Source organism: Methylobacterium sp. 10 (genome assembly GCF_000519085.1).
Classification (GTDB): Bacteria; Pseudomonadota; Alphaproteobacteria; order Rhizobiales; family Beijerinckiaceae; genus Methylobacterium.
Window position 1 is genome coordinate 513,691 of the sequence record NZ_KI912577.1, and the last position, 26,216, is coordinate 539,906.

Consider the following 26,216-nt stretch of genomic DNA (forward strand, 5'->3'; position numbering starts at 1 on the left):
CTCTCTCCATATTTGCAATTTATCACGAACCTGCGGGTATCATCGGATCTCTGGCTTGCCACGAATGCTAGACGGGACAGTCATTCTCATTACGGACCGGCCCGACAGCAGTGAACTTCTGCGCCACGAGCTGAGCCTCGTCGCGGACTGCAAGGTTATCCGATACGATTTGGCGATAGACATGACGCCGGTGCCCATCGGTGCGGTGTCGGATGTCACCCTGGACCGGCGCGACGCCGCCTCCGCCATGCGCCGGGCCTTCGCGCGATTGAGGATCGCGGACGTTCCCGTCATCTGCCTCCTTCGGAACATGAGCGAGATCGGCCTGCGCAACGCCAAAAATCTCGGCGCGACCTGCTGCCTGTCGGCTCTGACGACCCCCGCGATGATTGCCCGCACCATGATGACGCAGGTGGTCCAGGATCGCGCTGAAAAGCCGGCCCGGAGCATCGAGCGCGGCGTGGCACGGGCCACGGAAGTCCTGACCCGCCTGTTCGACGGGGCGCGGTCGAACGATCCGGTTTCCCTGACGCGGGTCGATGCCAGCCTCGAACCGATCATCGCGGCGGTTCGCGAAGGTGGGTTGACCCGTTGGCTCGACCGGGTCTGGACGCATGACGACGCCACCTATCAGCATTGCCTGCTGGTAGCGGGCGTGGCCGCCAAGTTCTCGCTTCACCTCGGCTTCTCGGCCAGCGACCGCCATCACTTCGTCCGCGCCGCCTTGCTCCACGACCTCGGGAAAGCCCGGATTCCGCTGGAGATCCTCAACAAGCCTGGCCGGCTCGACGATGCCGAGATGGCGATCATGCGCACCCATCCGGTCATCGGCTACGAGAAGCTGAAGGAGTCCGGCTGCGATGCCCTCACCCTCGGCGCCGTTCGGCATCACCACGAGATGCTCGACGGTTCGGGCTATCCCGACCGCCTCAGCGGGGACTCCATCGGCGATACCGTGCGGCTGATGACGATCTGCGATATCTACTCGGCGCTGACCGAGAAGCGCGCCTACAAGCCGGCCATGCCGAACGCCGTCGCCATGGCGATCCTCTCGGACATGAAGGGTCGGCTGGAGGACAGGCTGGTCCAGTCCTTCGGCGAGGCCATGGGGAACGGCTCGTGACGAGGCCGAAACGAATCCCGGACGCGGCTCGGGGCAGGGCGAACGTCAGCCGAAGCCGCCCCGCTTGAGCCGCATCACGGTCCGATCCAGCGCGCCGAGATAGGCGGAGCGGTCCCGGGCCGAGAACGGTCGCGGGCCGCCTGTGACCGTGCCCGCCTCGCGCAGGTCCTGCATCAGGTTGCGCGTGGCCAGAGCGAGACCGATCCCGCTCTCGCTGAAGGGTTTTCCGGTCGGTGCCAGGACCTCGGCGCCTGCCTTCACGCAGCGGCTGGCGAGCGGCACGTCCGAGGTAACGACGACCGAACCCGGTCTCGCCCGTTCCGCGATCCAGTCGTCGGCGGCGTCGAAACCGTCGCTCACGATGACGCGCTCGATCCAGGGCTCGCGCGGCAGGGTGATGAAACTGTTCGCCACCACGTAGACATGCAGGCCGTAGCGGCCGGCAACCCGGTAGGTCTCGTCCTTTACCGGGCAGGCATCGGCATCGATATAGACGACGATCGACCGGTCGGGCTCCGGCGCTCTCATACGGACGCCGCCAAGCGCGCGGCCACGTTCCGTTCCACTTCGGGCTCCTCGATGGCCGGGGCTGCCCGCTCCAGGGTCGAGACCGCGAGCGGCTGGCCCCGGCCGCGCAGGGCATGGGCTCCGAGCGAGCGGGCGCGGACGCCTTCGGGCAGGCGCGGCAGACGGCCGAGGAGATCGTCCGAGATCAGGATCTCGGTGCCCAGCGGCCGGCACAGGGCCTCGATCCGCGAGGTGACGTTCACCGTATCGCCGAAATAGGCGATCTTGTGCCGGTCGACCCCGACTTCCGCGGTGACGATGGACCCTCCATGCAGCGCCGCCCGCAGGCGGGGCACCACACCGAAGCGGGCTTGCCAGGCCGCCGCCTCGGCCTCGATCCGGTCGAGGACGTCGAAGACGCAGGCGACGCAGCGGGCGTCCTTGAGGCCACGCTCCATCGGCCAGGTGATCATGGCCATGTCGCCGATGTAATCGTCGGTGGAGCCGTGATTGCGGCGCACGGGCTCGGCGAGAGCGGCGAAGACCGCGCCGAGATAGGCCTGGGCCTTGAGGTCGCCATGGGTTTCGGCGAAGGCGGTGGAGCCGACCACGTCGAGGAAGAGGAAGATGCGGTCCTCGCGCACCGGCCGGTGATAGCGCCCGACGAGGAAGTTCACGAACACCTCGCCGCCGATGAGATCGCGCATGCGGATGACGAAGACGAGCATCGCCGACACCGCCAGCGAATAGGCGAGAACCCGCGGGGTGATCTTGACGGCGTCCTTGAGCGCATCCCCGGTCAGGCCGAGGGCCCAGACGACGAGACCGCCGAGCGCGATGCCGCTGGCGATCATCAGGACGTAGGCGAGCTCGGCCGTGAGCACGTAGATCTTCGCCGGCAACTGGCGCAAGCGCGCTTGAAGGCCGCCGAAGATCAGGCCACGGTCGAAGGCGAGGGTGGTCGCCCCCACCGCGAGGCCATAGATCACACCGGCCAGCGGTGAGGCGCCGTTGGCGAACAGAAGGTCGTAGAGGAGCCCGGCGCCGCTGCAGGCGACGAGGATGAGGATCCAGAACCAGCGATGCGGCGGCAGCATCAGGCATCACCCCGGTCTGGCTCGTCACGAAGACGACGGCGTCGCGCGGGGAGAAGCAAGGCGTGGCATCCTTCGGAAGGCCATCGTCGGAAGGCGCGGACGAGTCGCCGCGCCAAGACGTTCAGCACACCCTGAACATCGGTCCATGATGGCGCGATTAAGGCCATCGGCCGTTAAGGCTGCCATGGAAATTCATGTTCTGCCAGGAAGACAGTGAGATCTCCGTAACCCGGCACCCTTTAGGCTCGTTGCCGGACAGGCAGTTTGACCGCTGCAACGCGGCTCGGCCGCTTCAGAAGGCGCGCATCGCGATGAGCATGACGAGGGCGAACCCAGACCCAGCCTCTCCCGGCCCGACCTTTGCCGGGAAGCCGGCCACGCGCCCCCTGGTCGCCCCGCGCGACATCCGCGCGATCGCACGCGACCTCGGCTATTCCCCCGACTGGAACTGGAGCTGGGAGAACTACAAGAACACGATCGTCGCCCTCACCAACGAGTACGGCCTTCGCGACCATCTCGAGATCGGCGGCGGGCGCGACCCGGTCTTCCAGCCGCCCGAGCTGGTCCGGCATGGGATCAAGGTGACGATCAACGACATCTCGCAGAAGGAGCTCGATCTCGCGCCGCCCGAATTCGCGAAACTCTGTTGCGACATCGCCTCGCCATCCACCCTGGAGACCATCGGCGCGAACCGGTTCGACTTCGCCTATTGCTCGATGGTCATGGAGCACGTGCCGGACGTGGCGCAGATGTGGCGCAACATCCATGGCCTCCTCGCACCGGGCGGCGCGGCGCTCAGCTTCTTTCCCACCCTGTTCGCCCCACCCTTCGTCGCCAACCAGCTCATGCCGGAGGCCCTGTCGCGCGCGGTGCTCCACACCCTGTTCCCGGACCGAAGGGACGACGGCGACAATCCGAAATTCCCGGCGCATTACAACTATTGCCGGGGCAGCGAGGCGGCGATCGTGCCGCTCCTGAAGGAAATCGGCTTTCGCGAGATCGTCGTGCTGCCGTTCTACGGCTACAGCTACTTCCACAAGCTGCCCGGCCTGCGCCAGATCGACGATGCGTTCACCCGCCTCGCCCGGAGTCGCGACTGGCGGACCTTCACGAGCTTCGCCTTCGTCATCGCCCGTAAATAGGTTCCGCGCAGACGGATGCGGTCATGAACGTCATCATCGTCGCCGATCACGCCTTCATCAACGGCGGACAGGCGAAGGTCGCCATCGAGAGCGCCATCGGCCTCGCCGGGCGCGGCAACCGGGTCGTGTTCTTCGCAGCCGTCGGCCCGGCCGATCCGCGTCTGGCGCAAGTCGGGATCGAGGTGATCGTCCTCGGCCAGACCGACGTGGCGCTCACCACCTCGCTCGCCAGTTTCGGCGTGCAATGGCTCTGGAACCGGCCGGCGGCGCTCCGCCTGAAGGCGCTGCTGGACCGCTACGATCCGAGCGACAGCGTCGTCCACGTCCATGGCTGGGCCAAGGCCCTGTCGCCCTCCATCGGACCGGTGCTGAAAGCGACGAGGGTGCCGGTGGTGTTCACCATGCACGAATACTACATCGCCTGCCCCAATGGCGGCTTCTACGATTACCCGATCTCGGCCGCCTGCCACCGAACCCCCCTCTCGCCCGCCTGCATCGCTTACAATTGCGATTCCCGGAGCTATGCCCGCAAGCTGATGCGGGTCGGCCGCCATGCGCTGATGCGGGGGTCGGGCCTGGTCGGCAGTGCTGCGACCGTCATCACCATCAGCCGGCTGCAGAAGACCGTTCTCGCCCCCTACCTGCCGAGACGGACACGCTATTTCGAGGTCTCGAACCCGGTGGATGCGGAGCCCCTCGGCCGGAAGCCGGATCGGCCTCTCGGCGACATCGTCTTCGTGGGGCGGGTCTCACCGGAGAAGGGTGCCACCATCTTCGCCGAGGCCGCCCGCCTCGCCGGGGTGACGGCGATCTTCATCGGCGACGGCCCGCAACGGGCGCAACTGGAGGCGGACTATCCGGAGGCCCGCTTCCTCGGCTGGAAGAACCCGGCCGAGGTGAAGGCACTGATGCGCTCGGCCCGTGCCCTCGTGTTTCCCTCGGTCTGGTACGAGGGCCAGCCCCTCACCGTGCTCGAGGCCCTGGCGGCGGGGACGCCAGTGATCGTCAGCGACATCTGCGCCGGCCGGGAGGCAGTGGAGGACGGCGTCAACGGTCTCTGGTTCGCATCCGGCAAACCGGGTTCCCTTGCCGCTGCCCTTGGCCGCCTATCCGACGACGCGGTGGCCCGCCGAATGTCGGATGCCGCCTACGACCTGTTCTGGGACGACCCGCTGACCCTCGACCGGCACCTCGACGGCATCGAGGAGGTCTACCGAAGCAGCCTCGCTTCCGCGCCCTCACCCTCGACCATCCGGGCCATCCACGCCTGAAGCGCCATGACGTCGGCCTGGCCGAGCCCGTGCCCGGCCGGCTGGATGTCGTGCGCGACGTTCGCCCCTGCGCGGGCAAAGACGCTCGCGAGACGCGCGGCGTTCTCGGCCGGTACGATCGGATCGGCCATGCCCGACAGCATCAGCACGGCCGTCCCCGTCAGGTCCGGGGCGGGCGGTTCCGCCAGCGGCATCATCGGCCGGAGCAGCGCCGCTCCGGCGAGCACGCCCGGATGGAGCAGAAGAAGGGCGGCGGCGATGTTGGCGCCGTTGGAGAAGCCGAGCGCCACGGGTGCGGCGATGCCGTAGGCGTCACGGGCCTCCGCCACGAAGGCCGCGAGGTCCCGCGCGCGGCGCCGCAGGTCGGCCTCGTCGAAGACACCCTCGGCGAGACGGCGGAAGAAGCGCGGCATGCCGTTCTCCAGGACCGGCCCGCGGGGCGACAGCAGGGCGGAGCCCGGCGACACGGCTCGGCCCAGGGGCAGCAGGTCGCTTTCGTCGCCGCCGGTGCCGTGAAGCAGCAGAAGCGGCGGCGAGCCGGCCACGGTCGCGGGCTCGAAACGGTGGGTGAAGGACAGCTTGGTCATGACGGCCTCGCGAAGAGTGCGTGGGAACCGCCCCTCCTCACGGAGGGGTGGCCATGTCAGGCGATGGTGGGGAGAACCTCCTCGATCCGCGCGCGGTGCGCTTCGAGGAAGGTTGGGAGCTTGAGCGCCTCACCGAGGGCCTCGGCCGGCTCGTCGACGGCAAAGCCCGGGATGTCGGTGGCGATCTCGAACAGCACGCCGCCGGGCTCCCGGAAGTAGACCGAGCGGAAATAGGCGCGATCCCGCTGCTCGGTCACCTGGAGGCCGTGGGTGCCGGTGAGATCGACCACCATGGATGCCTGCTCGGCATCGTCCTTCGCCCGGAAGGCGATGTGATGGACCGAGCCGGCACCGGGCCGGCCGCGCAGGAACTCGCCCACCGCCCGGAGGGTGACGTACCCCCCGAGAGTGCCGCCATTGGCGTAGCGGATCATCGCTCCCTCGCGCCCGGCCCCGTCGCGCCCGGCCTCGGAGAAGCCGAACACCCCGGTGAGGATCCGTGCCGTCGGCTCCGCCTCGTTCAGCAGCAGGGTGACGCCGTGGAAGCCCCGGATGGCATGTTCGGCCGGAACCTCGGCACCGGTCCAGGCAGGCGCTGCCTCGGCCACCTCGTCGACACCCACCAGGGCCAGCACCATCCCGTCGGGATCGCGCAGACGGAGGACCGGCTCGCCGAAGAGCTGGACCAGGGCGTCGTGGTCGACGCCCTTCTCGATCAGCCGGTGCGTCCACCACCCGATGGAGGCGCGGGGAACGCGGAAGGCGGTCTCCTGCGTCTCGCCGATCCCGATCCGCCCCCGCGCGGCATGGGCGACGGGGAAGAACGTCAGGATCGTGCCGGGGCGGCCGGCCTCGTCACCGTAATAGAGGTGATAGGTCGAGGGATCGTCGAAATTGACGGTCTTCTTCACCAGGCGCAGGCCGAGGACGCGCCGATAGAAATCGAGGTTACGCTGGATGTCGCCGGCATAGGCGGTGACGTGGTGCAGGCCGTTATCGGACATGATCGTGTCTCCCGGACGCGCTGGCCGGTGGATGACCACCGCGCCGCTTCGTGATGGAGACAATCTGGCCCTTGGCAGGCCGAACGAAAACAGAAACGATGGAAACCTATCGTTTCTGGAAACACGCCTATGAAGCTGCCCGATTTCGAAGCCTGGGCGATCTTCGCCAAAGTCGCCGAGACGGGGGCGTTCGGACGGACGGCGGTCGAACTCGGCCTGTCGAAGGCCACGGTCTCGAAGGCAATCACCCGCCTCGAAGCCCGGATCGGCGGCCGCCTGTTCCACCGGACCTCGCGCAAGATCGCCCTGACGGAGCTGGGCCATGCGGCGCGTGAGGGTGCGGCACGCATCCTGGCGGAGGGCGAGGCGGCGGAGGCGCAGGCCACGGCCTCGTCATCCGTTCCGCGCGGCATGGTGAGGCTCGCCGCCCCCATGTCGTTCGGCATCCTCCACGTCGCCCCGATCCTTCCGGATTTCCTCGGCCAGTACCCGGAGGTCTCGGTGGATCTCCATTTCAGCGATGCCCTCGTCGATCTCGTGGGCGGAGGTTTCGACATCGGCCTGCGCATCGCCGCCCTGGCCAATTCCTCCCTGCGGGCGCGGCGCCTGTGCCTCGTGAACCGCGCGCTCGTGGCCGCGCCGGACTATCTCGACCGGCATGGCAGGCCGGACCATCCGCGCGACCTCGCCCGCCATGCCTGCCTCGGCTACGCCTACCTGCCGAGCCCGGACCGCTGGATTTTCACCAGCCGGGAGGGCGAGGAGGCGGTGATCGTCCCCGCCGGGCCATTGCGGGCCAACAATGCCGATGCCCTCACGCCTGCCCTTCGCGCCGGGCTCGGCCTCGCCGTCCAGCCGGATTTCATGGTCTGGGAGGATCTTCGGGCCGGGCGGCTCGAACGGGTGCTGCACGGTTGGGACCTGCCGCCCATCGCCCTGCATCTGGTCACGCCGCCGGGCGACCCGCGCCCCGCCCGCGTCCTCGCGCTCATCGCCTTCCTGGCAGCCCGATTCGCGGCGGCACCCTGGTCCGACGGCCCCTCCGCACAACCGTGAGGCGGTGATCAGAGCACCACATGCGGGCCGACCGCGTCTTCGTGGAGCGGCGAGAGAAAGGCCGCGCCGATGCCGTTGTCGAACCGGCGGGCGACCTTGGCCCTGGTCTTTCCGATGACGATCAGGGTGCCGACGTCGAGGGGCTCCACCATGGAGACGGCCACGCCCGATGCCGAGATGTTGATGACACGCCCCTGCCGCATCGATCCGGACTCGGTGGTGACCAGCACCTCCTGACTCTCCGGCACGATACGCGGAAAGGCACGCGTCAGCAGGGGCGGGGGATTCTGCGATCTGGCATGGCTGAGGAGGCTCTGGACCACGAGGCCGAGGGGATGGTCGGCACTGAGCACACGGATGGCGAAGGCTGACGTCTCCGTTCGCACGACGATGGCCTCGATGGATCCGGCATGACGGATACTGCAGGTCAGTCGTTCATCGACGGCGGGCACGACGGACGACTTGAAGCGAATTCCGTCCGAGGAAAGATCGTCGGTGACCGCATAGAAATTTGGCCGATGCCGCCCCCAGCAGAGAGCCGGCAGGGTGACTTTGTATCGCGCCTCCGACCGCCTGTCGCTCATCATGGTCCTTGTTGCCTTGAGCCTTCCTATGCTGGCGAGTCTTCAGGCGAAGCTTTCACGATCGCGAAAATTCGATTCAAAACCCTTCATCAACAAATCGGCGCATGGGCAATACCCGCGGAACGAGTTCAACGGACCGGGATCAGGCCTTGCCGCCCGACCGCCCCACCCCCGTCAGGCCATGCACTTTGATGCGAGAGGCGAGCGTCGTCGGCTTGACGCCCAGCAGTTCGGCCGCCCCCCCGGCCCCGAAGACGCGGCCCTTGCTCAAGGCGAGGGCGGCCGAGATGTCGGCGCGGTCGCGGGCCCTTCGCTCGGCCTCGGTGGCGGGGATGGCCCCTGTCGAGACCTCGCCCTGCGGGCGCCGCCCCTCGATGGGACCGGCTCCCTCGGCCTCGGGCAGGTCGAACCGCAGCCGCCCGCGTACGGCCAGGATCGCCGCCCGCTCGACGATGTTCTCCAGCTCGCGGACATTGCCGGGCCAGTCGTAGCGCACGAGGCGGCGGACATCCCCTTCCGTGAGCCGCAGGTCGGGCATGGTGAGGCGCCGAGCCACGCCCTTGAGGAAGTGCTGGGCGATGAGGGGGATATCCTCCGGCCGCTCGCGCAGAGGCACGGCCGCGATTGGGAAGACGTTGAGGCGGAAATAGAGATCCTCGCGAAAGCGCCCGCGCTTCACTTCGGCCTTGAGGTCGCGGTTGGTGGCGGCAACGAGGCGAACGTCGACGAGGCGGGTCCGCTCCTCGCCGATCCGCTCGAACTGCCGCTCCTGCAGCACGCGCAGGAGCTTGCCCTGCAGGTCGATGGGGATCTCGCCGACCTCGTCGAGAAACAGGGTGCCGCCATCGGCGAGTTCGAACCGCCCGACCCGGTCGCGCAGGGCCCCGGTGAAGGCCCCCCTGGCATGACCGAAGAACTCGCTCTCGAACAGCTCACGCGGGATCGCCGCGCAGTTCACCCGGATCAGGGGCCGGTCCCGGCGCCGGCTCGCCTCGTGGATGGCGCGGGCGATGAGCTCCTTGCCGGTGCCGGATTCGCCGGTGACGAGGACGGTGGCGTCGGTGCCGGCCACGAGATCGATCTGCCGGAGGGTCGCCTCGATGGCCGGAGAGCGGCCGATGATGCCCTGGTGGTGCCCGCCTTCGCGGATTTCCTCGCGCAGATAGGCGTTCTCTAGCTCCAGGCGCTGGCGCAGGGAATCAACCTCCGCCAGGGCCTGGCGCAGGCGCTCGTCCGCCTCGCGCCGCTGGCTGATGTCCCGGAACACGATGACCGCGCCGAGGAGCCGGCCTCGGTCGCGGATCGGCGTCGAGGTGTATTCCACGAAGATCGGCGTGCCGTCCCGGCGCCAGAACACCTCGGTGTCGACCTGGTGCACGGCTCCGTCGCGGAAGGCGGCGTAGATCGGGCAATCCTGGTGCGGGTAATGGCAGCCATCCGGGTGGCTGTGGTGGACGGTGGCATGCATGTCGCGCCCGACGAGATCGGCCGCGTCCCAGCCCAGCATGCGCTCCGCCGCCGGGTTGATGAAGGTGGTGATGCCCTCGGCATTGACCCCGTAGATGCCCTCGCCGGCCGCGCGCAGGATCAGCTGGTTCTCGCGCTCGATATCGCGAAAGATCCGCTCCATCCGCTGCCACTCGGTCAGGCCGGCGCGCATATGCGCATCGGCTTCCGTATCCACGAGGCGGCGGCGGCGCTCGTCGAGGTCGAACAGGCTGACGAGGAGGAGCGCCGGCTCGCCCGGCAGGATCGTCCCGCTATATTCGATGTGGAGACCATGCCCCTCCGCGTGTCTCGGCGAGAGGGCGTGGGTCCAGTCGCGTCCCCGCGCCTGAACCGCCTGGGTGAAGACGATGAGCGTCGGCACCTGATCGGGATGAAGACCGGTGACACGCATGCCCCGCAGGACAGCGGGATCGTAGCCGAGCAGCTGCGCCGCGGCCGGGTTGGCGTCCCGGATCTCGTCGGCCACCGGATCGAGCACCAGCATCGCCTCCGCCGCACTGTCGAAGGCGGGGCCGTAGAGCGAGGCGGGCGACGGGACCGATGTTGTCATCACGACATATCGTAACACACGTCACGAAAAACCGTATCCGACGATATTTCGTAGTTATATGATTTTGAGTAACCAAATGATTCTATTGTGTTTTACACTGTTGCTACGGCTGGCACAGCGTTTGCCATGACAAGAGCGTTCCGCAGAAAGGTTCGCGACATGGCGCTCTTCGACGATCCGTTCAACGCCCGGCTGACCTTGAAGCGCGGGGGCTGCTCCTGCGGCAACCATCACGATCAAACCGCGCACGATGCCGAAGCTCCGTCCGGCGACGCCGCGATCACGCGGGCCGTCGAAGGCGCGGTGATGCGGGCCCTGTTCCCGGAGGATGCGCAGCGGCGCGCCTTCCTTAGGAGCGTCGGCGCGGCGACGGCGCTCGCCGCCGTGAGCCAGTTCTTCCCGACGAAATTCGTGGCCGAGGCCTTCGCGCAAGGGGCCAAGCCGGAGAAGACCGACCTCAAGGTCGGCTTCATCCCGATCACCTGCGCCACGCCGATCATCATGGCGAAACCCATGGGCTTCTACGAGAAGCAGGGGTTGAACGTCGAGGTGGTGAAGACCGCCGGCTGGGCCGTGATCCGCGACAAGACCCTGAACAAGGAATACGACGCCGCCCACATGCTGGCGCCGATGCCCATCGCCATCTCGCTCGGCGTCGGATCGAACCCCGTTCCCTACACGATGCCGGCGGTGGAGAACGTCAACGGCCAGGCGATCACCCTGGCGATGAAGCACAAGGACAGACGCGACCCGAAGAGCTGGAAGGGTTTCAAGCTCGCGGTGCCCTTCGACTATTCGATGCACAATTACCTGCTGCGCTATTACTTGGCTGAAGCAGGAATCGACCCCGATACCGACGTGCAGATCCGCGCTGTTCCGCCGCCGGACATGGTCGCCAACCTGCGGGCCGACAATATCGACGGGTTCCTCGCACCCGACCCGGTGAACCAGCGCGCGGTCTATGACGGCGTCGGCTTCATCCACATCCTGTCGAAGGAGATCTGGGACCGGCACCCGTGCTGCGCCTTCGCCGCCTCGCAGGATTTCGTCACCCAGACCCCCAACACCTACGCCGCCCTGCTCCGCGCCGTGATCGAGGCGACGGCCTACGCCTCGAAGATCGAGAACCGCAAGGAGATCGCCGCGCAGATTGCGCCGGCCAACTACCTCAACCAGCCGGTGACGGTGGTGGAGCAGGTGCTCACCGGAACCTTCGCCGACGGCCTGGGCAACGTCCGCAAGGTGCCCGACCGCGTCGATTTCGACGCCTTCCCGTGGTCGTCCTTCGCGGTCTGGATCATGACGCAGATGAAGCGCTGGGGGCAGATCAAGGGCGATGTCGACTACAGGGCGGTGGCCGAGAAGGTTTACCTCGCCACCGACGCCGCACGGCTGATGAAGGAGGCCGGCCTCACCCCGCCGACAGCCACGTCGAAATCCTTCTCGGTGATGGGCAAGGTCTTCGATCCGGCCAGACCCGAGGAGTACCTGAACTCCTTCGCCATCAAGCGGGCGGGCTGAGCCATGAAGGCCTCCCTCTCGCTCCGCGCCGGCATCGTCTCCCTGGCCGTCCTCGCCGCCTTCCTGCTGCTCTGGCAGATCGCGGTGGGCGGGGTCGCCAAGACCGAAGCCATGGACCCGGAATACGCAGCCCTGATGGGTGCGAGCGCCACCACCGGCAAATCGGCGATGCCGGGCCCCCTCGACGTCGCCGCCACCGCCTGGAAGCACCTCAAGGACCCGTTCTACGACCGGGGGCCGAACGACAAGGGGCTGGGCATCCAGCTCGCCTATTCCATCGGCCGGGTGGCGCTGGGCTACGGGCTCGCGGTGCTGGTGGCCATCCCCATCGGCTTCCTCATCGGCATGTCGCCGCTGATGGGCCGGGCCCTCGACCCCTTCATCCAGCTCCTGAAGCCGGTCTCGCCGCTCGCCTGGATGCCGCTCGCCCTCTACACGATCAAGGATTCCAGCCTGTCGGCGATCTTCGTGATCTTCATCTGCTCGCTCTGGCCGATGCTGATCAACACCGCCTTCGGGGTCGCCGGAACGCGCAAGGAATGGCTCAACGTCGCCCGGACCCTGGAGGTCGGGCCGATCCGCCGCGCCTTCACGGTGATCCTGCCGGCCGCCGCCCCGACGATCCTCACCGGCATGCGCATCTCCATCGGCATCGCCTGGCTCGTCATCGTGGCGGCCGAGATGCTCGTGGGCGGGACCGGCATCGGCTACTTCGTCTGGAACGAGTGGAACAACCTCTCGATCACCAATGTGATCGTCTCGATCCTGGTCATCGGCCTCGTGGGCATGATCCTCGACCAGTTGCTGGCGCGCGCGCAGCGTCTCGTCACCTTCCCCGAGTGAGGTCGCGCCATGAGCAAGCTCATCCCCTTCGCGCGGCGCTCCGCGAGTGCCGCTCCCGACCCCGCCGCCGGGACCAGCCGCATGTCGTACTCCGAAAAGTTCATCTCCATCGAGGGGATCGCCCGGCGCTATCCCGCCCCCGGCGGAAAGCAGAACACCGTGTTCGAGAACCTGTGGCTGCCCATGCGGCGGGGCGAGTTCGTCTGCATGATCGGCCATTCCGGCTGCGGCAAGACCACGGTGCTCAACATCCTGGCCGGGCTGGAGGCGCCGAGCGAGGGTGTCGTCATCGTAGACGGGCAGGCCATCGAGGGGACGAGCCTCGACCGGGCGGTGATCTTCCAGGGCCATGCCCTGCTGCCCTGGCGCACGGTGCTCGGCAACGTCGCCTATGCGGTCTCCTCGCGCTGGCGCAAGGCGTCCCGCGCCGAAGTGGAGGAGCGTGCCCGCAAGGCCATCGCCACGGTTGGACTCGCCGGCTCCGAGCACAAGCGCCCCTCCGAACTCTCCGGCGGCATGAAGCAGCGCGTCGGCATCGCGCGGGCGCTCGCCATCGAGCCCAAGATCCTGCTCATGGACGAGCCGTTCTCGGCGCTGGACGCGCTGACGCGGGGCACCCTGCAGGATGAGGTGCGCCGCATCTGCACCGAGACCGGCCAGACCGTCTTCATGATCACCCACGATGTCGACGAGTCGATCTACCTCGCGGATCGCATCGTGCTGATGACCAACGGCCCCGAGGCCAAGGTGGCCGAGATCGTCGAGAACCCTCTGCCCAAGCGGCGCGAGCGCGCCGAGCTCCATCACGCGCCGGGCTACTACGCCCTGCGCAACCACCTGATGGACTTCCTCGTCAGCCGCTCGAAGACCCTGCGGGACGCCATGCCCGCCGGCTACGACCAGCGCCACCCGCCGGTGGTGCGGCCGGGTTCCGACGGGCCGGAATCGATCGCCGTCCCCGCCGCCTCGTAGATCCGCGCTTCGTAAATCCGCGCGCGCCCTCTCACCCACGTATTTCGAACGGAGACCTCACATGAAGCGCGAAGACCTCACGGAAAAGCTCCTCGACATCAAGCGCGAGAAGGGCTGGACCTGGAAGCATATCCAGGCGGAGATCGGCGGCCTCTCGCCGATCCTCATCACCGCCGCCTGCATGGGACAGATGAAGTTGCCGAAAGCCCAGGCCAGGAAGGCGGCGGAGCTGTTCGGCCTGTCCGAATCCGAGGAGCGGATGCTGAACGAGGCGCCGTATCGCGGCTCGATCCCGCAGATGCCGCCCACCGACCCTCTCATCTACCGGTTCTACGAGTTGGTGATGGTCTACGGCACCACTTGGAAAGAACTGATCCAGGAGGATTTCGGTGACGGCATCATGTCGGCCATCGATTTCAACATGACCATGGAACGGGAGCCGAACAACAAGGGCGACCGGGTGAAAATGAACCTGTCCGGAAAGTTTTTGCCGTATAAATATTATGACAATGAAGAAGGAGTGCCGGATTACGGCTTCAAGGAGCCGTAAATCTGCGGCCATACTTCGAAAGCGTTCTAGACTGTAGCGGCACCGCGGCTTCAAAGGAGGCCGCGGTGACTTTTCTCACGCGTGGCGAGTCGACGGCGGAGGGGGTTTCGTGCTGATTGCGGAGACTTGGCCGCACGCACGGTCCTCCCCCTCGGAGATTGTTTCCGCATGAACCTCAACGCGATCTCGTCAACCTGGGCACCCCGGCTTCTCAGCGTCCTGCGCATCGTCGCCGGCGTGCTGTTCCTCGAGCACGGAACGCAGAAGCTGTTCGGATTTCCCGTGCGCATGGGCGGCGGGGCGGCACCGGCGCTGTTCACACTCTTCTGGTTCGCGGCCGTCCTCGAGATCGTCGGCGGCGCACTGATCATCCTCGGCCTGTTCACGCGGCCGGTGGCGTTCATTCTCTCCGGCCAGATGGCCTTCGCCTATTTCATCGCCCATGCGCCCAAGAGCCAGTTCCCAGCCCTGAACGGCGGCGACGCAGCCATCCTGTTCTGCTTCCTCTTCCTTTACCTCGCCGCTGCCGGCGCCGGTCCGTGGAGCCTGGACGCACAGCGCCGCGGGCGGTTCTGAGCCGGGGCTCGGGGCTTGCGCCGGCGATGCCCGGCCGGATTGATCGGAGGGGCCGCGCTCCGTCCGATGCAGAGACGATCCCTGCCGTACGGCGTCCCCTGAAGCCGGCAGGCGTGTTGCCTTCACGCCCGAACCGGGCGCAGCCGATGCCCGGTTGTCGAGGTGACGGAGGCAGGTCGCATGGCGCCTGACGAAACTCCGGGGCCGCGCGTCGGCAGGCCGGCGAAATGACGCAAGAGCCGGCCGACGGCCGGCGCATCCGCGTCGTCGCCGTGGCCGTGCAGAAGGGCGGTACCGGCAAGACGAGCCTTGCCGCCTCCCTGTCCGTGGCGGCGGCTGAGGATGGTGAGCGCGTGATCGCCTTCGACCTGGATCCGCAGGGGTCGCTGGCCGGCTGGGGCGCCCTGCGCCGGAAGGGCGGAGTGACCGTCGAGCGAATCCAGGCCTGGGAAATCGGGCAGATGCCCGAGATCCTGGAAGGCTGCCGGGAGAACGGAACCACCGTCGTCGTCATCGACACCGCAGGCACCGCCACGGGTCTGGCCCCGGCCCTGCGCACGGCCGACCTCGTCGTCGTGCCGGTGCGCCCGTCGCGGCTCGACCTCGTGGCCGCGAGACCGACCCTCCAGACCCTCGTCGGCCTCGGGATGCGGAACCGGCTCGCCCTGGTCCTCAACCAATGCCCACCCCCGCCCTCCCCGCGCACCGATGCCTATGCGGCGCAGTTGCGTTCGCTGGGCGTGCTGGCCGAACCCAGCATCGTGCATCGGGTGGATCATCAGGACGCCGTGGCCTCCGGCCTCGGCGTCACCGAATACGCGCCCCGGGGCCGGGCCGCCGACGAGATCCGCGCCCTGTGGGGCTGGCTCGACGCGAAGATGAGCCTATCGGATGCGGAAGCGTCCTGAGCGGGTTCGCAGTCTCGGGTTGCAGGACGCGACACCGGCGACTGCTTCTACAGAACCCGCTCAGCGTTCCCCGAATGCCGCCAGGATGCGCGCCCAGGAGCGGGTGCCCTTGTGGAAACTTCTGAGATCGTACTTCTCGTTGGGCGAATGGATGCGGTCGTCGTCGAGGCCGAAGCCGATGAGGAGCGTGTTGCGGTCGAGCAGCCGCTTGAAGTCGCCGACGATGGGGATCGAGCCGCCCGCGCCGATGGTCACGGCCGGCACGCCCCATTCCTCGGCGAGCGCCCCCCTCGCGGTGTCCAGCTCGGGCATGTCGAAGGGCAGGCTGATGGCGCGGCTGCCCTTGTAGCAGATCACCTCCACCGAACAGTCGGCCGGAATGCGCTCACGCACGAAGGCCTCGAAGGTCCTGGCGAGCACTTCCGGGTCCTGATCGTCCACGAGACGGAACGAGACCTTGGCGCTGGCCTCTCCCGCGATGACGGTCTTGGTGCCCTCGCCGGTATAGCCGCCGATGATGCCGTTGACGTCGCAGGCCGGGCGCGACTGGATCAGCTCGATCAGCATGCGCCCGCGCTCGCCCGCCGGCTCCGACAGGCCGATGGGGCCGAGGAACTTCTCAGCCGTGAAGTCGAGCCCGCGCCATTGCTCCAGGATCTCCGGGGGCGTCTCGCGCACGCCGTCGTAGAAGCCCGGAAGGGCCACCTTTCCATCCGAATCGTGCAGGTCGGCGATGATCTTGGACAGGACGTGGATCGGGTTGCGCGCCGCCCCGCCAAAGAAGCCCGAATGCAGGTCGCGGTCGGCGCAGGTGACCTTCACCTCGAAATAGGCGAGGCCCCGCAGGGAGGTGGTGATGGCCGGCGTGGTGGAGTTCCACATGCTGGTGTCGCAGACGAGGACGATGTCGGCGGCAAGCTTGTCGCGGTTGGCCGCGACCCATTCGGGCAGGCCCTGCGAGCCGTTCTCCTCGGCACCCTCGATCAGGAGGGTGACGCCACAGGGCAGCTCCCCCTCCATGGCGATGAAGGCGCGGCAGGCCTCGACGAAGGTCATCACCTGACCCTTGTCGTCGGAGGCGCCGCGCGCCACGATCTGCCTTTCACCCTTGGAGTTCAGGGAGATGCGCGGCTCGAAGGGCGGCGTCTCCCAGAGGTTCAGCGGGTCCACCGGCTGCACGTCGTAATGGCCGTAGAACAGCACGTGCGGCTTTCCGGGCTTGGGCGCATGCGCCAGCACCACCGGATGCAGCGAGGTCTCGTGGATGGCGGTGTCGAAGCCGAGCGCCGTCAAGGTGCCGGTGAGCCACTGCGCCGCCTCGCGGCAATGGCCGGCATAGGCTGGATCGGTGGAGATCGACGGAATCCGCAGGAAGGCGAACAGCCGCTCCAGGGCATTGTCGAGGTCGCGGTCGATGTCGTTGAGAACCGGGTCGAGGGCGGCCATCGCAGGTCCTTGTGGCGGTCGGGGATGGCGACAGGGTTAGCCGAGGGGATGGGCGGGCGCAAACCGCGGACATGGCCGTTCAGAACTGCAAACCCGGCAGGAAGGCTTTCGATGAGGAAGGTTCAGGCGGCGATGCCCCCGGAACCGTGATTCCGGGGCATCGAGCAGTGTTCGGATCCACGTCGACGGCATCTGAAGCCAAGGCGCCCCCCCCTGCGCCTGCACCGTACCGCACGGCTATGAAGCCGTCGGACGCGGCGCAGGATGAGGATGTACTCGCTCACCGAGAGGGCCCGCGCTTCAGGCGTGGTGAGCGCAGCCGCATCCTGCAGAATGGGCGCCGGTGGGCCAGCGCGAGTGACGGATCAAGGCGCAGAAGTTGCCCTTGCGAAAGCCCGGTTCCTTGTCGGCGATGACGTCCGCCTTGACGTTGCCGAACGTTGTGTCCGGCTTGTGCCGGATGCCGTCGTAGAAGGCCTGGATGATGTCCTCCTTGAAGTCGGGCGTCCGCGGGAAAGCGGATACCACCGCCTCACGCTCGGCGTCGGAGTATTCTCCGTATGTCAGGCCGAGCACGTCCATCTCGACGCCGGCCGTGACGAGCGCCACCACCGGATGCATGTGGACCGGGATGCCGGGCGTCGTGTGCAGCGCGATGGCGGTCCAGACCGTATAGACGTCCGCCTCCGGCACCCCGTGCGCCTTCAGGAAGTCGCGGGCCGCGTTGGCGCCGTCGACCTCGAAGCGCTCCTCCGCGCTGCTGTGGTCTGGCATCAGGCCGACGTCGTGGAACATCGCGCCCGCATAGAGAAGCTCGCGGTCGAATGTCAGGCCGCGGCCGATGCCGGCCAGGGCACCGAATTGGTAGACCCGGCTCGAATGATGGAAGAGGAGCTCAGTTTCCGTGTCCCGGACGAACTCGGTGACGGCACGGGCCAGTTTGCTGTCCGGAACGGTGGCCAAGGTTGGAATGCTCATGATCGGGTTTCCTTTGCGCTGATCCTCCCATCGGGCTACGAGACTCCATCATTGGCATCAATCGTCGTCTAACGGCGTTTTCTGCCATCCTTCATGCATCCTCAGCCATGGAGCTCCGATGGCGCCCCGACCCGTCGCCATCCTCGCCCTTCCCGGGGTCCAATTGCTCGATGTGGCCGGCCCGCTCGACGTCTTCGCCGAGGCAAACATCCAAAGCGGCGAGGACGTCTACGATCTCGCCGTCGTCGGAACGGGCGCCGATACGATCCTCACGTCGTCGGGACGGCGCCTCGTCGCGGATCTCGTGGCTCCCGGTGCCGATCCGATGTGCTTCGACACCCTGCTGGTCGCCGGAGCGCCGCGCATGCACGAGACGGACGTCGATGGCGGTCTCCTGGACTGGCTCGTGACGGTTGCGAGGCGCTGCCGGCGCTACGGCTCGGTCTGCAGCGGGGCGTTCCTGCTCGGTCAGGCCGGCCTGCTGGACGGTCGGAGGGTGACGACGCATTGGGCCGTGGCAGAGGTGCTGGCGGCGCGCTACCCGGAGGCGTCGGTCGAGGCCGATGCGATCTGCCTCTTCGACGGTCCGCTGAGGACGGCGGCCGGGGTCACCGCGGGACTCGACCTCGCGCTGGCGCTCGTGGAGGAGGATCTCGGCCCGGAGATTGCGCGCCGGGTCGCCAGCCAACTCGTGATGTTCTTTCGACGCGGCGGTGGGCAGATGCAGTTCAGCCGCCGCGGGCTCAGTGCACCGGCCGGCCGCTCGGCCCTGCAGGAGGTGCAGCGCTGGGTGGCCGCGTATCCCGCGGAGGATCACGCGGTCGAGAAGCTCGCGGGGCGGGCGGGGATGAGTCCGCGCCATTTCGCGCGTCTGTTCAGGACCGAGACGGGACTGACACCGGCCGCCTACGTGGAAAACGTCCGGATCGAGGCTGTTCGCCGCCTGTTGGAAACGGACGAGATCGTTCTCAAGCAGGTGGCCAGCGCTTGCGGGTTCCTCGACGCCGACACCCTGAGGCGGGCCTTCATGCGGCGCGTCGGGACGACGCCCGCGGAGTATCGGCGACGGCATCTGCATCGCTGAGCCGACCGCACATCCGAAGCTGCACGCCCGCTCGACATTTCAGGCCAGCAGAATCGGCGCTCGTCCAGCCGCAAGCGCCAGCGAGCGCCCGGCATCCTTCCCGAAGGCGGAAACCACCCTCCCGGGAACAGGCACAGATTGGAACGGTTATCGAGTGGACCGGCGCGGGGCGTGGACGTTCCTTCCCCTCGCGCCACCGCCCATTCGAGAAACGCGGCCGGTGCCCTGCCCGGCCCCTGAGTTTTCAGGACACGCCCATGCTCATCGACAGCGGATCGCCCGGCGCTCCGGCCACCATCGGCATCAGCCTGACCATCAACGGCGAGGTCCGTGAGCTTCAGGTGGCGCCGTGGACCACCCTCCTCGACCTGCTGCGCGAGGATCTCGACCTTACCGGCACCAAGAAGGGCTGCGACCACGGCCAGTGCGGCGCCTGCACCGTGCTGGTGAACGGCACGCGCATCAATTCCTGCCTCGCCCTCGCCGTGATGAAGGACGGCGCCGAGATCGTCACCGTCGAGGGGCTGGCCAAACACGCCGGCCAGGACGGCGCGATGCACCCGCTCCAGGCCGCTTTCGTGGAGCGCGACGCCTTCCAGTGCGGATACTGTACCCCCGGCCAGCTCTGCTCCGCCGCCGGCATGATCGCGGAAGGTCACGCCACGTCGCGTGAAGAAATCCGCGAGGCCATGAGCGGCAACATCTGCCGCTGCGGCGCCTACACCAACATCGTCGATGCCATCGAAGACGTGATGCACGCGGGAGCCGCCCGATGAACCGCTTCGATTACGTTCGCCCGACTACGGTCGAAGAGGCGGTGAAAGCCATCGGCTCCGCCGCCAATGCCCGCTTCATCGCCGGCGGCACCAACCTCGTCGACCTGATGAAGTACAATGTCGAGCGGCCCGAGCGCCTCGTCGACATCACCCGCCTGCCCCTCGAAGGCATCGAAGAGCATGAGGGGGGCCTGCGCATCGGCGCCCTCGTCACCAATTCCACTTTGGCCTATGACGAGCGCATCCAAAACCGGTACCCGCTCCTGTCGAGCGCGATCCTGGCCGGTGCCTCGGGCCAGTTGCGTAACGCCGCCACGACCGGCGGCAACCTCAACCAGCGCACCCGCTGCTATTATTTCTATGACGAGGCGACGCCCTGCAACAAGCGCGAGCCGGGTTCGGGCTGTCAGGCGATCGGCGGCGTCAACCGCATCCATGCCATTTTCGGCACTAGCGAGAACTGCATCGCCACCCACCCGTCCGATATGTGCGTGGCGCTGGCGGCTCTCGAAGCCCAGGTCCGCGTCACCGGGCCGGGCGGTGAGCGCCGCATCCCCTTTGCCGAGTTCCACCGCCTGCCGGGGGATACGCCGCAATACGACACCACCCTGAAGGCGGACGAAATCGTCCTGTCCGTCGATCTGCCGGACGAAGGCTTTGCCGGCCACCACACCTACCTGAAGCTGCGCGACAGGCTCTCCTACGCCTTCGCCCTGGTCTCGGTGGCCGCCTTGGTGCGCCTCGACGGGAACACGATCGGCGAGGCGCGCTTTGCGCTCGGCGGCGTCGCCCACAAGCCCTGGCGCAACGCCGAGGCCGAGGCCTTCCTCACGGGCAAGCCCGCCACCCGCGAGAGTTTCGAGGGCGCCGCCGAGATCGTGATGCGGGAGGCCAAGCCCCAATCCGAGAACGGATTCAAGATCGAACTCGCCCGGCGCGCCATCATCCGCGGCCTGACCCAGGCCGCGTCCGGCACGCCCCAGTCGCAATCCGACAAGCGCATCGCCTGAGGACCCGTCCAGACATGGCCAACAGCATCTCCTCCACCGGCACGGACAGCTTCGTCGGCACCGCGCGTAGTCGCGTCGACGGCCCCGCCAAGGTCACAGGCCAGGCGAAATATGCCGGCGAGTTCACCGCCATCGACCTCGCCCACGGCTACGTCGTCTCGGGTGGCATCGCCAAGGGGCGCATCACCGCCATCGACAGCGCGGCGGCGGAAGCCGTGCCCGGTGTGCTCAAGGTCTTCACCCACGAAAACCGGCCGCGCACGGCCTGGCTCGACTACAATTACCAGGACGCCGTGGCGCCCCCCGGATCCCCGTTCCGCGCCCTCTACGACGACAGGATCCACTATAGCGGCCAGCCGGTGGCCCTGGTGGTGGCCGAGGATTTCGGCACCGCCCGCTATGCCGCGTCCCTGGTGAAGGTCGCCTATGAGGCCGAGGAGCCGCTCACCGACGTCGAGCGCCAGCGCGAGTTCGGCTATGAGCCGCCGAAGAAGCGGGGCGGCATCAAGCCCCCGCCGAAGCCCTGGGGCGATGCCGACGGCGCCTTCGCCTCGGCCCCGATCCAGCTCAGAGGCGACTACACCCTCGCCGTCGAGCACCATAACCCGATGGAGCCGCACGCCTCTACCGTGGTCTGGGACGGCGACGGCGCAATCACCGTCTACGACAAGATCCAGGGCGTCTCGAACAGCCAGGGCTACATCGCGGGCGTGTTCGGCATGGACAAGGACAAGGTGCGGGTTCTGAACCCGTATCTCGGCGGCGGCTTCGGCCTCGGCCTGCGTCCGCAATACCAGCTCTTCCTCGCGGTCATGGCCGCGCGCGAGCTGGAGCGCTCGGTGCGGGTGACCCTCACCCGCGACCAGATGTTCACCTTCGGCTACCGTCCCGACGTGCGCCAGACTATCTCCCTCGGCGCGGATGAGGGGGGAAAGCTCCGGTCGATCAAGCACGATGCCCTGTCGGGTACCTCACGGTTCGAGGATTACCAGGAGGTCGTGGTCAACTGGTCGGCCATCCTCTACGGGGCCTGCGAGAACGTCTCCCTCGACTACAAGCTGACGCAGATCGACACCTACACCCCCGCCGACATGCGGGCGCCGGGAGCGGTGACGGGGGTGTTCGCCCTCGAGATCGCCATGGACGAACTGGCCTACGCCACCGGCCAGGACCCGATCGCGGTGCGGCTCAAGAACTACACCGACCGCGACCCTACCGAGGACAAGCCCTTCGGCTCGAAGGCCCTGCGCGCCTGCTACGAAGAGGGCGCGGAGCGCTTCGGCTGGTCGGAGCGCAATCCTGAGCCCCGCTCCATGCGCGACGGCAAGGAGCTCGTCGGCTGGGGCATGGCCACCGGCGTGTGGGAAGCGCTGATGCAGAAATCCGCGGCGCAGGCCACGCTGACCGTCGACGGCAAGCTCGTGGTCGGCAATTCCACCGGCGATATCGGCACCGGCACCTACACCATCCTCACCCAGATCGCGGCCGATACCCTCGGCCTGCCGATGGAGGACGTGACGACGAAGCTCGGCGACACCGACCTCGCCGAGGCGCCCGTGGCCGGCGGCTCGTGGACGGCGGCCTCGTCCGGTACGGCGGTGATGAAAGCCTGCCGCAAGATCGCGGCGGACGTCTTCGCCATGGCCCGCGCCATGGACGATTCGCCCCTCGCCAATGTCGATCTCGAGCGCGTCGTCTTCACCGGCGGCCGGATCGAGGTGGCGGGCGACCCGTCTCGCAGCGTCTCCCTCGTGGATGCCATGAAGGCGGCCGGCATCGACAAGGTCGAAGCCACCGAGAGTGCCGGGCCGGATGCGGGCCACATGAAGGAGTTCTCCTCCTACACCCACTCGGCCGTGTTCGCGGAGGTGAAGATCGACGAGGAACTGGGCCAGGTCCGCCTGACCCGGATCGTCTCGGCCATCGCGGCGGGCCGGATCATCAACCTCAAGACCGCGCGCAGCCAGATCCTCGGCGGCGTCGTCATGGGGATCGGCTCGGCGCTGGAGGAAGAATCCATGCTCGACCACACGGTTGGCCGGTTCATGAACCACAATTTCGGCGAGTACCACGTGCCGGTGAATGCCGACATCCACGACATCGAAGTGATCTTCGTGGAGGAGGACGACAAGGCCAACCCGATGGGCGTGAAGGGGCTGGGCGAGATCGGCATCGTCGGCACGGCAGCGGCCATCGCCAACGCGGTGTTCCACGCCACCGGCAAGCGCATCCGCGACCTGCCGATCACCATCGACAAGATCATCGGGTGATCGAATAGTCGGTACGGAGATCAGTCAAACGATCCGGGCCATCCTCGATGGTCCGGATCTTTCGCCTAAGGCAGTGTTTGCTGTCTCAACTCGCCAACGGCAACGGCTCCCGGATGGACCGGCTCAAGCGCAGGTCGGCGATCCTCTCAGCCAAATGTTCCGTATCCCGCGCGATCCCGGAGAAGCGGCCGGAGCCCCAGGTGTGGAGCCAGGGCAGGCCGACGAAGTAAAGGCCGTCCACCGGTGTCACGCCGCGCGTGTGGATCGGCAGGCCGCGCCCGTCGAAGGCGGGGGCGTCGATGAATCTGAAATCGGCGCGGAAGCCCGTCGCCCAGATCACGCTGCCGATGCCGGCCGCCAGGCAGTCGAGGCTGGGCTCCTGTGGTCCCGGCGTCCAGAGCGGGGTGTAGTGCGCCTGTTCGGGAGCGGCGATCCCCGTGGCGGCGATGTGCCTGTCGATGGCGCCCTGGATGCCGGTATAGACCGCATCGGCGTTGTCGAGGTTCCGGCGCAGATCGTCGGTGAAATGCAGCACCGGCCCGTCGATGGATTCGAGGCGGCCATGGAGGCTCATGCCTTCCAGGGCGAAGCGGCGCAGGTCGATGTCACGGCCGCCATCTCGGCCGGTGAGGTAATGGTTGGCCTTGCGCCGCACATCCTCCTTGAGCGGGTGGTTTTCCACGGGGAGGTCGTACTGGCCCATCTCGGCGAGCCAATCGACGGCATCGCGCCCGCGATGAACGCGTGGGCAGCGCGGCGCCGAGCCCACCACGAGATGGACCTTTCGGCCGGACAGGTGAAGATCCTCGGCGATCTGACAGCCGGACTGGCCGGAGCCGACCACCAGCACCGCGCCGTCCGGCATGCCGCCGGCATTGCGGTAGGCGGAGGAATGGATCTGCCGGAGTCCCGCCGGCAGGCGCGCGGCGAAGGCCGGGATCGAGGGTACGTGATAGCCGCTGATCGCCATCACCACCTGATCGGCGGTGTGTTCGCCCCGGCTCGTCGCGACGGTGAAACCGCCCTCAGGTCGACGCCGGATCGCGGTCACCGCCACACCCTCGATCACGGGCGCCTCGATCATCCGGGCATAGGCCTCGATATAGCCGACGATTTCGTCCCTGGGCATGAAACCGTGCGGCTCCTCCCCCGGATAGGGGAAACCCGGCAGCTGGCACTGCCAGTTCGGTGTCACCAGGCAGAAGCTGTCCCAGCGCTGGGTCTTCCAGGCATGCGCGATGGTGTTCTTCTCGAACACGATGTGGTCGATGCCGCACCGGCGGAGCTGGTAGCTCATCGACAGGCCGGCCTGGCCGCCGCCGACGACGATGACGGAATGGTGCGAGGGGGGCGTCAGGGTCTGGTCCATGGGGCGTCCTTCCGGCTCGGGCCGCTATTCCTCGAAGGCTTCGACGGTGACGCGGGCGTCGGGCGTGGCGGAGAGCGCCGTGGCGCGCGCCTCGATCCGGGCGAGCTGTCCCAAAGCGAGGCTGCAGGGAAAGCCGTAGCGTGCCTCCACCCGCTGGCTGGCGATGGTCAGGGCCACCCGGCTGCGGGCGACGAAGTCGGCGACGGCATAGGTCTCGCCGACCTCGAAATGCTCCTTGATCACGAGGGAGGGCGAGTAGCAGGCCTCGCGCCGGCCATCGGGCCAGCGCACGTGGACATGCATTTCAGGCATCCGACATCTCCTGCTTGCGGGCGGCGAGGGACGCGTAGGCCGGCCGGTGCTTCTCGGCGCAGGTGCGCCAGGAATGCGCCTCGGCGACGGTGAGGCCCGCATTGATCAACCGCTCGATGGCGGAAGGCCGGAGGGCCGCACGCATGCCGTGGAGGACCGATCCCTCGTCCTCCGGGTCGACGAACACCGTGTCCGCGGCCGTGAGATACTCGGTGAAGGGAGGCCGGTCGGAGACGATGGTCGGCGTGCCGCTTGCCATCGCTTCGAGCACGCAGAGGCCAAAGCCCTCCCTCAGCGAGGGAAACACCAGGGCGTCGGCGAGGCGGTAGAGAGCCGGCATCGCGGCCTGGGGCACCGGCCCCGTCTGCACCACCGGGCGGCCAGGGCCGCTATCGAGGCCGTTGCGGTCGAGGGCCGCGCGGCAGCGGGCCTGGTAGCCGGAATGGTCGAGGAGCGAGGCGCCGCCGACGACGAGGAGTTGAGCATCCGGCCGTTCTTCCCTCAGCCGGGCGAATGCCTGGATGATGGCGAGGCTGTTCTTGCGCTCCTCGAACCCGCCCACACTGAGGAGGATCGGCCCCCCGCCTAGGCCCCACTCGCTCCGCAATGCGGCGTCCCCCTCTCCCGGCTCGGGTCCGAAGGCGCCGGTATCGACTCCGTTGCCGACATTGAGGGCGGTAAGCCCGTAATCCCGCGTGAGCGCGCCCTGCCACAGGCTGCTGACGCAAAGCAGTGCGGTGGCGTCGAAGATCGCCCGGTCGTGCCAGTAGGCGAGTTGCGGATCGGAGAAGAGGTCGACGTGGTGGACCGTGCGCACGAAGCCGGGGATCAGGCGGCGGCGGGTGAGGGTGGCGAGCGCGTTGCCGCTGATCGCGTCCTGGGCATGGAAGACGTCGTAATCGCAGGCCGCCGGCGATGCGAAATGGCGCAGGTAATCCTCGATGCGGGTGCGCACGAGATCCACCGTCGAACCCGAGATTGGCCGCGCCGCCACCGAGATCACCGGACAGGCCGTCTTGCGGAAGAAGCCGCTGCCGGACGGGTCCGGCGCATGGACCACGGCCCGGTGACCGAGGGCGGCGAGCGCTTCGCCCAGCGCCAGGGCGTGGACCACCCCGCCGCGCGGATGGGTGGAATGCGCGAGGATCGCGATGCGGAGAGGCCCGGTCAT

25 protein-coding genes are annotated in these 26,216 nt (G+C 67.7%); 14 read left to right on the plus strand and 11 right to left on the minus strand.

The window, feature by feature from the left end; translation table 11 throughout:
• Positions 1-181 precede the first annotated feature (181 nt).
• The gene (locus K368_RS0102345; protein WP_245259474.1) at positions 182-1,123 is read left to right on the plus strand and encodes an HD domain-containing phosphohydrolase; all 942 of its coding nucleotides are present in this window, start codon (positions 182-184) and stop codon (positions 1,121-1,123) included.
• Positions 1,124-1,168: 45 nt separating this feature from the next.
• On the opposite strand, the gene K368_RS0102350 is transcribed toward K368_RS0102345, so the two are convergent.
• Both K368_RS0102350 and K368_RS0102355 read right to left on the minus strand, forming a co-directional pair.
• Positions 1,169-1,651, minus strand: coding sequence for a YaiI/YqxD family protein (locus K368_RS0102350; protein ID WP_027170983.1), 483 nt, complete (start codon positions 1,649-1,651; stop codon positions 1,169-1,171).
• Positions 1,648-2,727, minus strand: a complete 1,080-nt coding sequence (locus K368_RS0102355; RefSeq protein WP_027170984.1) for an adenylate/guanylate cyclase domain-containing protein — start codon at positions 2,725-2,727, stop codon at positions 1,648-1,650. Before K368_RS0102355 ends, K368_RS0102350 begins: the two co-directional genes overlap by 4 nt.
• Before the next feature lie 311 nt (positions 2,728-3,038).
• Between K368_RS0102355 and K368_RS0102360 the strand changes: the two genes are divergently transcribed.
• Together K368_RS0102360 and K368_RS0102365 are read left to right on the plus strand one after the other, a co-directional pair.
• Positions 3,039-3,869, plus strand: coding sequence for a methyltransferase domain-containing protein (locus tag K368_RS0102360; RefSeq protein WP_036266681.1), 831 nt, complete (start codon positions 3,039-3,041; stop codon positions 3,867-3,869).
• Between the two features lie 23 nt (positions 3,870-3,892).
• A complete protein-coding gene (locus tag K368_RS0102365) occupies positions 3,893-5,140 on the plus strand; it encodes a glycosyltransferase family 4 protein (protein WP_027170986.1) in 1,248 nt (415 codons plus the stop codon).
• Here the strand turns inward: K368_RS0102365 and K368_RS0102370 are convergent.
• Together K368_RS0102370 and K368_RS0102375 are read right to left on the minus strand one after the other, a co-directional pair.
• Positions 5,080-5,727, minus strand: a complete 648-nt coding sequence (locus K368_RS0102370; protein ID WP_027170987.1) for an alpha/beta hydrolase — start codon at positions 5,725-5,727, stop codon at positions 5,080-5,082. The genes K368_RS0102365 and K368_RS0102370 overlap by 61 nt on opposite strands.
• Before the next feature lie 56 nt (positions 5,728-5,783).
• The gene (locus K368_RS0102375; RefSeq protein ID WP_027170988.1) at positions 5,784-6,731 is read right to left on the minus strand and encodes a ring-cleaving dioxygenase; all 948 of its coding nucleotides are present in this window, start codon (positions 6,729-6,731) and stop codon (positions 5,784-5,786) included.
• Positions 6,732-6,860: 129 nt separating this feature from the next.
• Between K368_RS0102375 and K368_RS0102380 the strand changes: the two genes are divergently transcribed.
• The gene (locus K368_RS0102380; RefSeq protein ID WP_027170989.1) at positions 6,861-7,787 is read left to right on the plus strand and encodes a LysR family transcriptional regulator; all 927 of its coding nucleotides are present in this window, start codon (positions 6,861-6,863) and stop codon (positions 7,785-7,787) included.
• A gap of 8 nt (positions 7,788-7,795) precedes the next feature.
• Here the strand turns inward: K368_RS0102380 and K368_RS0102385 are convergent, their stop codons facing one another.
• Both K368_RS0102385 and K368_RS0102390 read right to left on the minus strand, forming a co-directional pair.
• Positions 7,796-8,374 (minus strand): PilZ domain-containing protein, encoded by a 579-nt coding sequence (locus K368_RS0102385; protein WP_245259475.1) that lies wholly within the window; start codon positions 8,372-8,374, stop codon positions 7,796-7,798.
• A 139-nt stretch (positions 8,375-8,513) separates the two neighbouring features.
• A complete protein-coding gene (locus K368_RS0102390) occupies positions 8,514-10,430 on the minus strand; it encodes a sigma 54-interacting transcriptional regulator (protein ID WP_027170991.1) in 1,917 nt (638 codons plus the stop codon).
• Positions 10,431-10,589: 159 nt separating this feature from the next.
• Here K368_RS0102390 and K368_RS0102395 point away from each other — a divergent pair, with 159 nt between their 5' ends.
• The 6 genes from K368_RS0102395 to K368_RS0102420 all read left to right on the plus strand — a co-directional run bounded on the left by K368_RS0102395 (position 10,590) and on the right by K368_RS0102420 (position 15,800).
• Entirely contained in the window at positions 10,590-11,951 is a 1,362-nt protein-coding gene (locus K368_RS0102395; RefSeq protein ID WP_027170992.1) for a CmpA/NrtA family ABC transporter substrate-binding protein, read from the plus strand.
• A gap of 3 nt (positions 11,952-11,954) precedes the next feature.
• Entirely contained in the window at positions 11,955-12,794 is an 840-nt protein-coding gene (gene ntrB / locus K368_RS0102400) for a nitrate ABC transporter permease (protein WP_027170993.1), read from the plus strand.
• 9 nt (positions 12,795-12,803) lie between these two features.
• Positions 12,804-13,766: an ABC transporter ATP-binding protein gene (locus tag K368_RS0102405; protein WP_027170994.1), complete on the plus strand. Its 963-nt coding sequence runs from the start codon at positions 12,804-12,806 to the stop codon at positions 13,764-13,766.
• A 61-nt stretch (positions 13,767-13,827) separates the two neighbouring features.
• Positions 13,828-14,316, plus strand: a complete 489-nt coding sequence (cynS, locus tag K368_RS23720) for a cyanase (protein WP_051439725.1) — start codon at positions 13,828-13,830, stop codon at positions 14,314-14,316.
• Between the two features lie 168 nt (positions 14,317-14,484).
• Complete coding sequence (locus tag K368_RS0102415) at positions 14,485-14,892, plus strand: DoxX family protein (RefSeq protein WP_027170995.1); 408 nt, start codon at positions 14,485-14,487, stop codon at positions 14,890-14,892.
• Between the two features lie 227 nt (positions 14,893-15,119).
• A complete protein-coding gene (locus K368_RS0102420) occupies positions 15,120-15,800 on the plus strand; it encodes an AAA family ATPase (RefSeq protein ID WP_027170996.1) in 681 nt (226 codons plus the stop codon).
• A 60-nt stretch (positions 15,801-15,860) separates the two neighbouring features.
• On the opposite strand, the gene K368_RS0102425 is transcribed toward K368_RS0102420, so the two are convergent.
• A complete protein-coding gene (locus tag K368_RS0102425) occupies positions 15,861-17,246 on the minus strand; it encodes a dipeptidase (protein ID WP_027170997.1) in 1,386 nt (461 codons plus the stop codon).
• A 300-nt stretch (positions 17,247-17,546) separates the two neighbouring features.
• Positions 17,547-18,224, minus strand: coding sequence for an HD domain-containing protein (locus tag K368_RS0102430; protein ID WP_027170998.1), 678 nt, complete (start codon positions 18,222-18,224; stop codon positions 17,547-17,549).
• A gap of 118 nt (positions 18,225-18,342) precedes the next feature.
• Here K368_RS0102430 and K368_RS0102435 point away from each other — a divergent pair, with 118 nt between their 5' ends.
• The 4 genes from K368_RS0102435 to K368_RS0102450 all read left to right on the plus strand — a co-directional run bounded on the left by K368_RS0102435 (position 18,343) and on the right by K368_RS0102450 (position 23,364).
• A complete protein-coding gene (locus tag K368_RS0102435) occupies positions 18,343-19,308 on the plus strand; it encodes a GlxA family transcriptional regulator (RefSeq protein ID WP_027170999.1) in 966 nt (321 codons plus the stop codon).
• 257 nt (positions 19,309-19,565) lie between these two features.
• Positions 19,566-20,084 carry a (2Fe-2S)-binding protein gene (locus K368_RS0102440; RefSeq protein WP_027171000.1) on the plus strand — a complete coding sequence of 173 codons (519 nt, stop codon included), beginning with the start codon at positions 19,566-19,568 and terminating at the stop codon, positions 20,082-20,084.
• Positions 20,081-21,094, plus strand: coding sequence for a xanthine dehydrogenase family protein subunit M (locus tag K368_RS0102445; RefSeq protein WP_027171001.1), 1,014 nt, complete (start codon positions 20,081-20,083; stop codon positions 21,092-21,094). The genes K368_RS0102440 and K368_RS0102445 overlap by 4 nt, the downstream gene beginning before the upstream one ends.
• 14 nt (positions 21,095-21,108) lie before the next feature.
• Positions 21,109-23,364 (plus strand): xanthine dehydrogenase family protein molybdopterin-binding subunit, encoded by a 2,256-nt coding sequence (locus tag K368_RS0102450; RefSeq protein ID WP_027171002.1) that lies wholly within the window; start codon positions 21,109-21,111, stop codon positions 23,362-23,364.
• Between the two features lie 85 nt (positions 23,365-23,449).
• Here K368_RS0102450 and K368_RS0102455 read toward each other — a convergent pair whose 3' ends face one another.
• The 3 genes from K368_RS0102455 to K368_RS0102465 are packed head-to-tail and all read right to left on the minus strand — an operon-like array spanning position 23,450 to position 26,216.
• Positions 23,450-24,733 (minus strand): MSMEG_0569 family flavin-dependent oxidoreductase, encoded by a 1,284-nt coding sequence (locus K368_RS0102455; protein ID WP_027171003.1) that lies wholly within the window; start codon positions 24,731-24,733, stop codon positions 23,450-23,452.
• A 24-nt stretch (positions 24,734-24,757) separates the two neighbouring features.
• Positions 24,758-25,045 (minus strand): MSMEG_0570 family nitrogen starvation response protein, encoded by a 288-nt coding sequence (locus K368_RS0102460; protein ID WP_027171004.1) that lies wholly within the window; start codon positions 25,043-25,045, stop codon positions 24,758-24,760.
• Positions 25,038-26,216: an MSMEG_0565 family glycosyltransferase gene (locus K368_RS0102465; protein ID WP_027171005.1), complete on the minus strand. Its 1,179-nt coding sequence runs from the start codon at positions 26,214-26,216 to the stop codon at positions 25,038-25,040. The genes K368_RS0102460 and K368_RS0102465 overlap by 8 nt, the downstream gene beginning before the upstream one ends.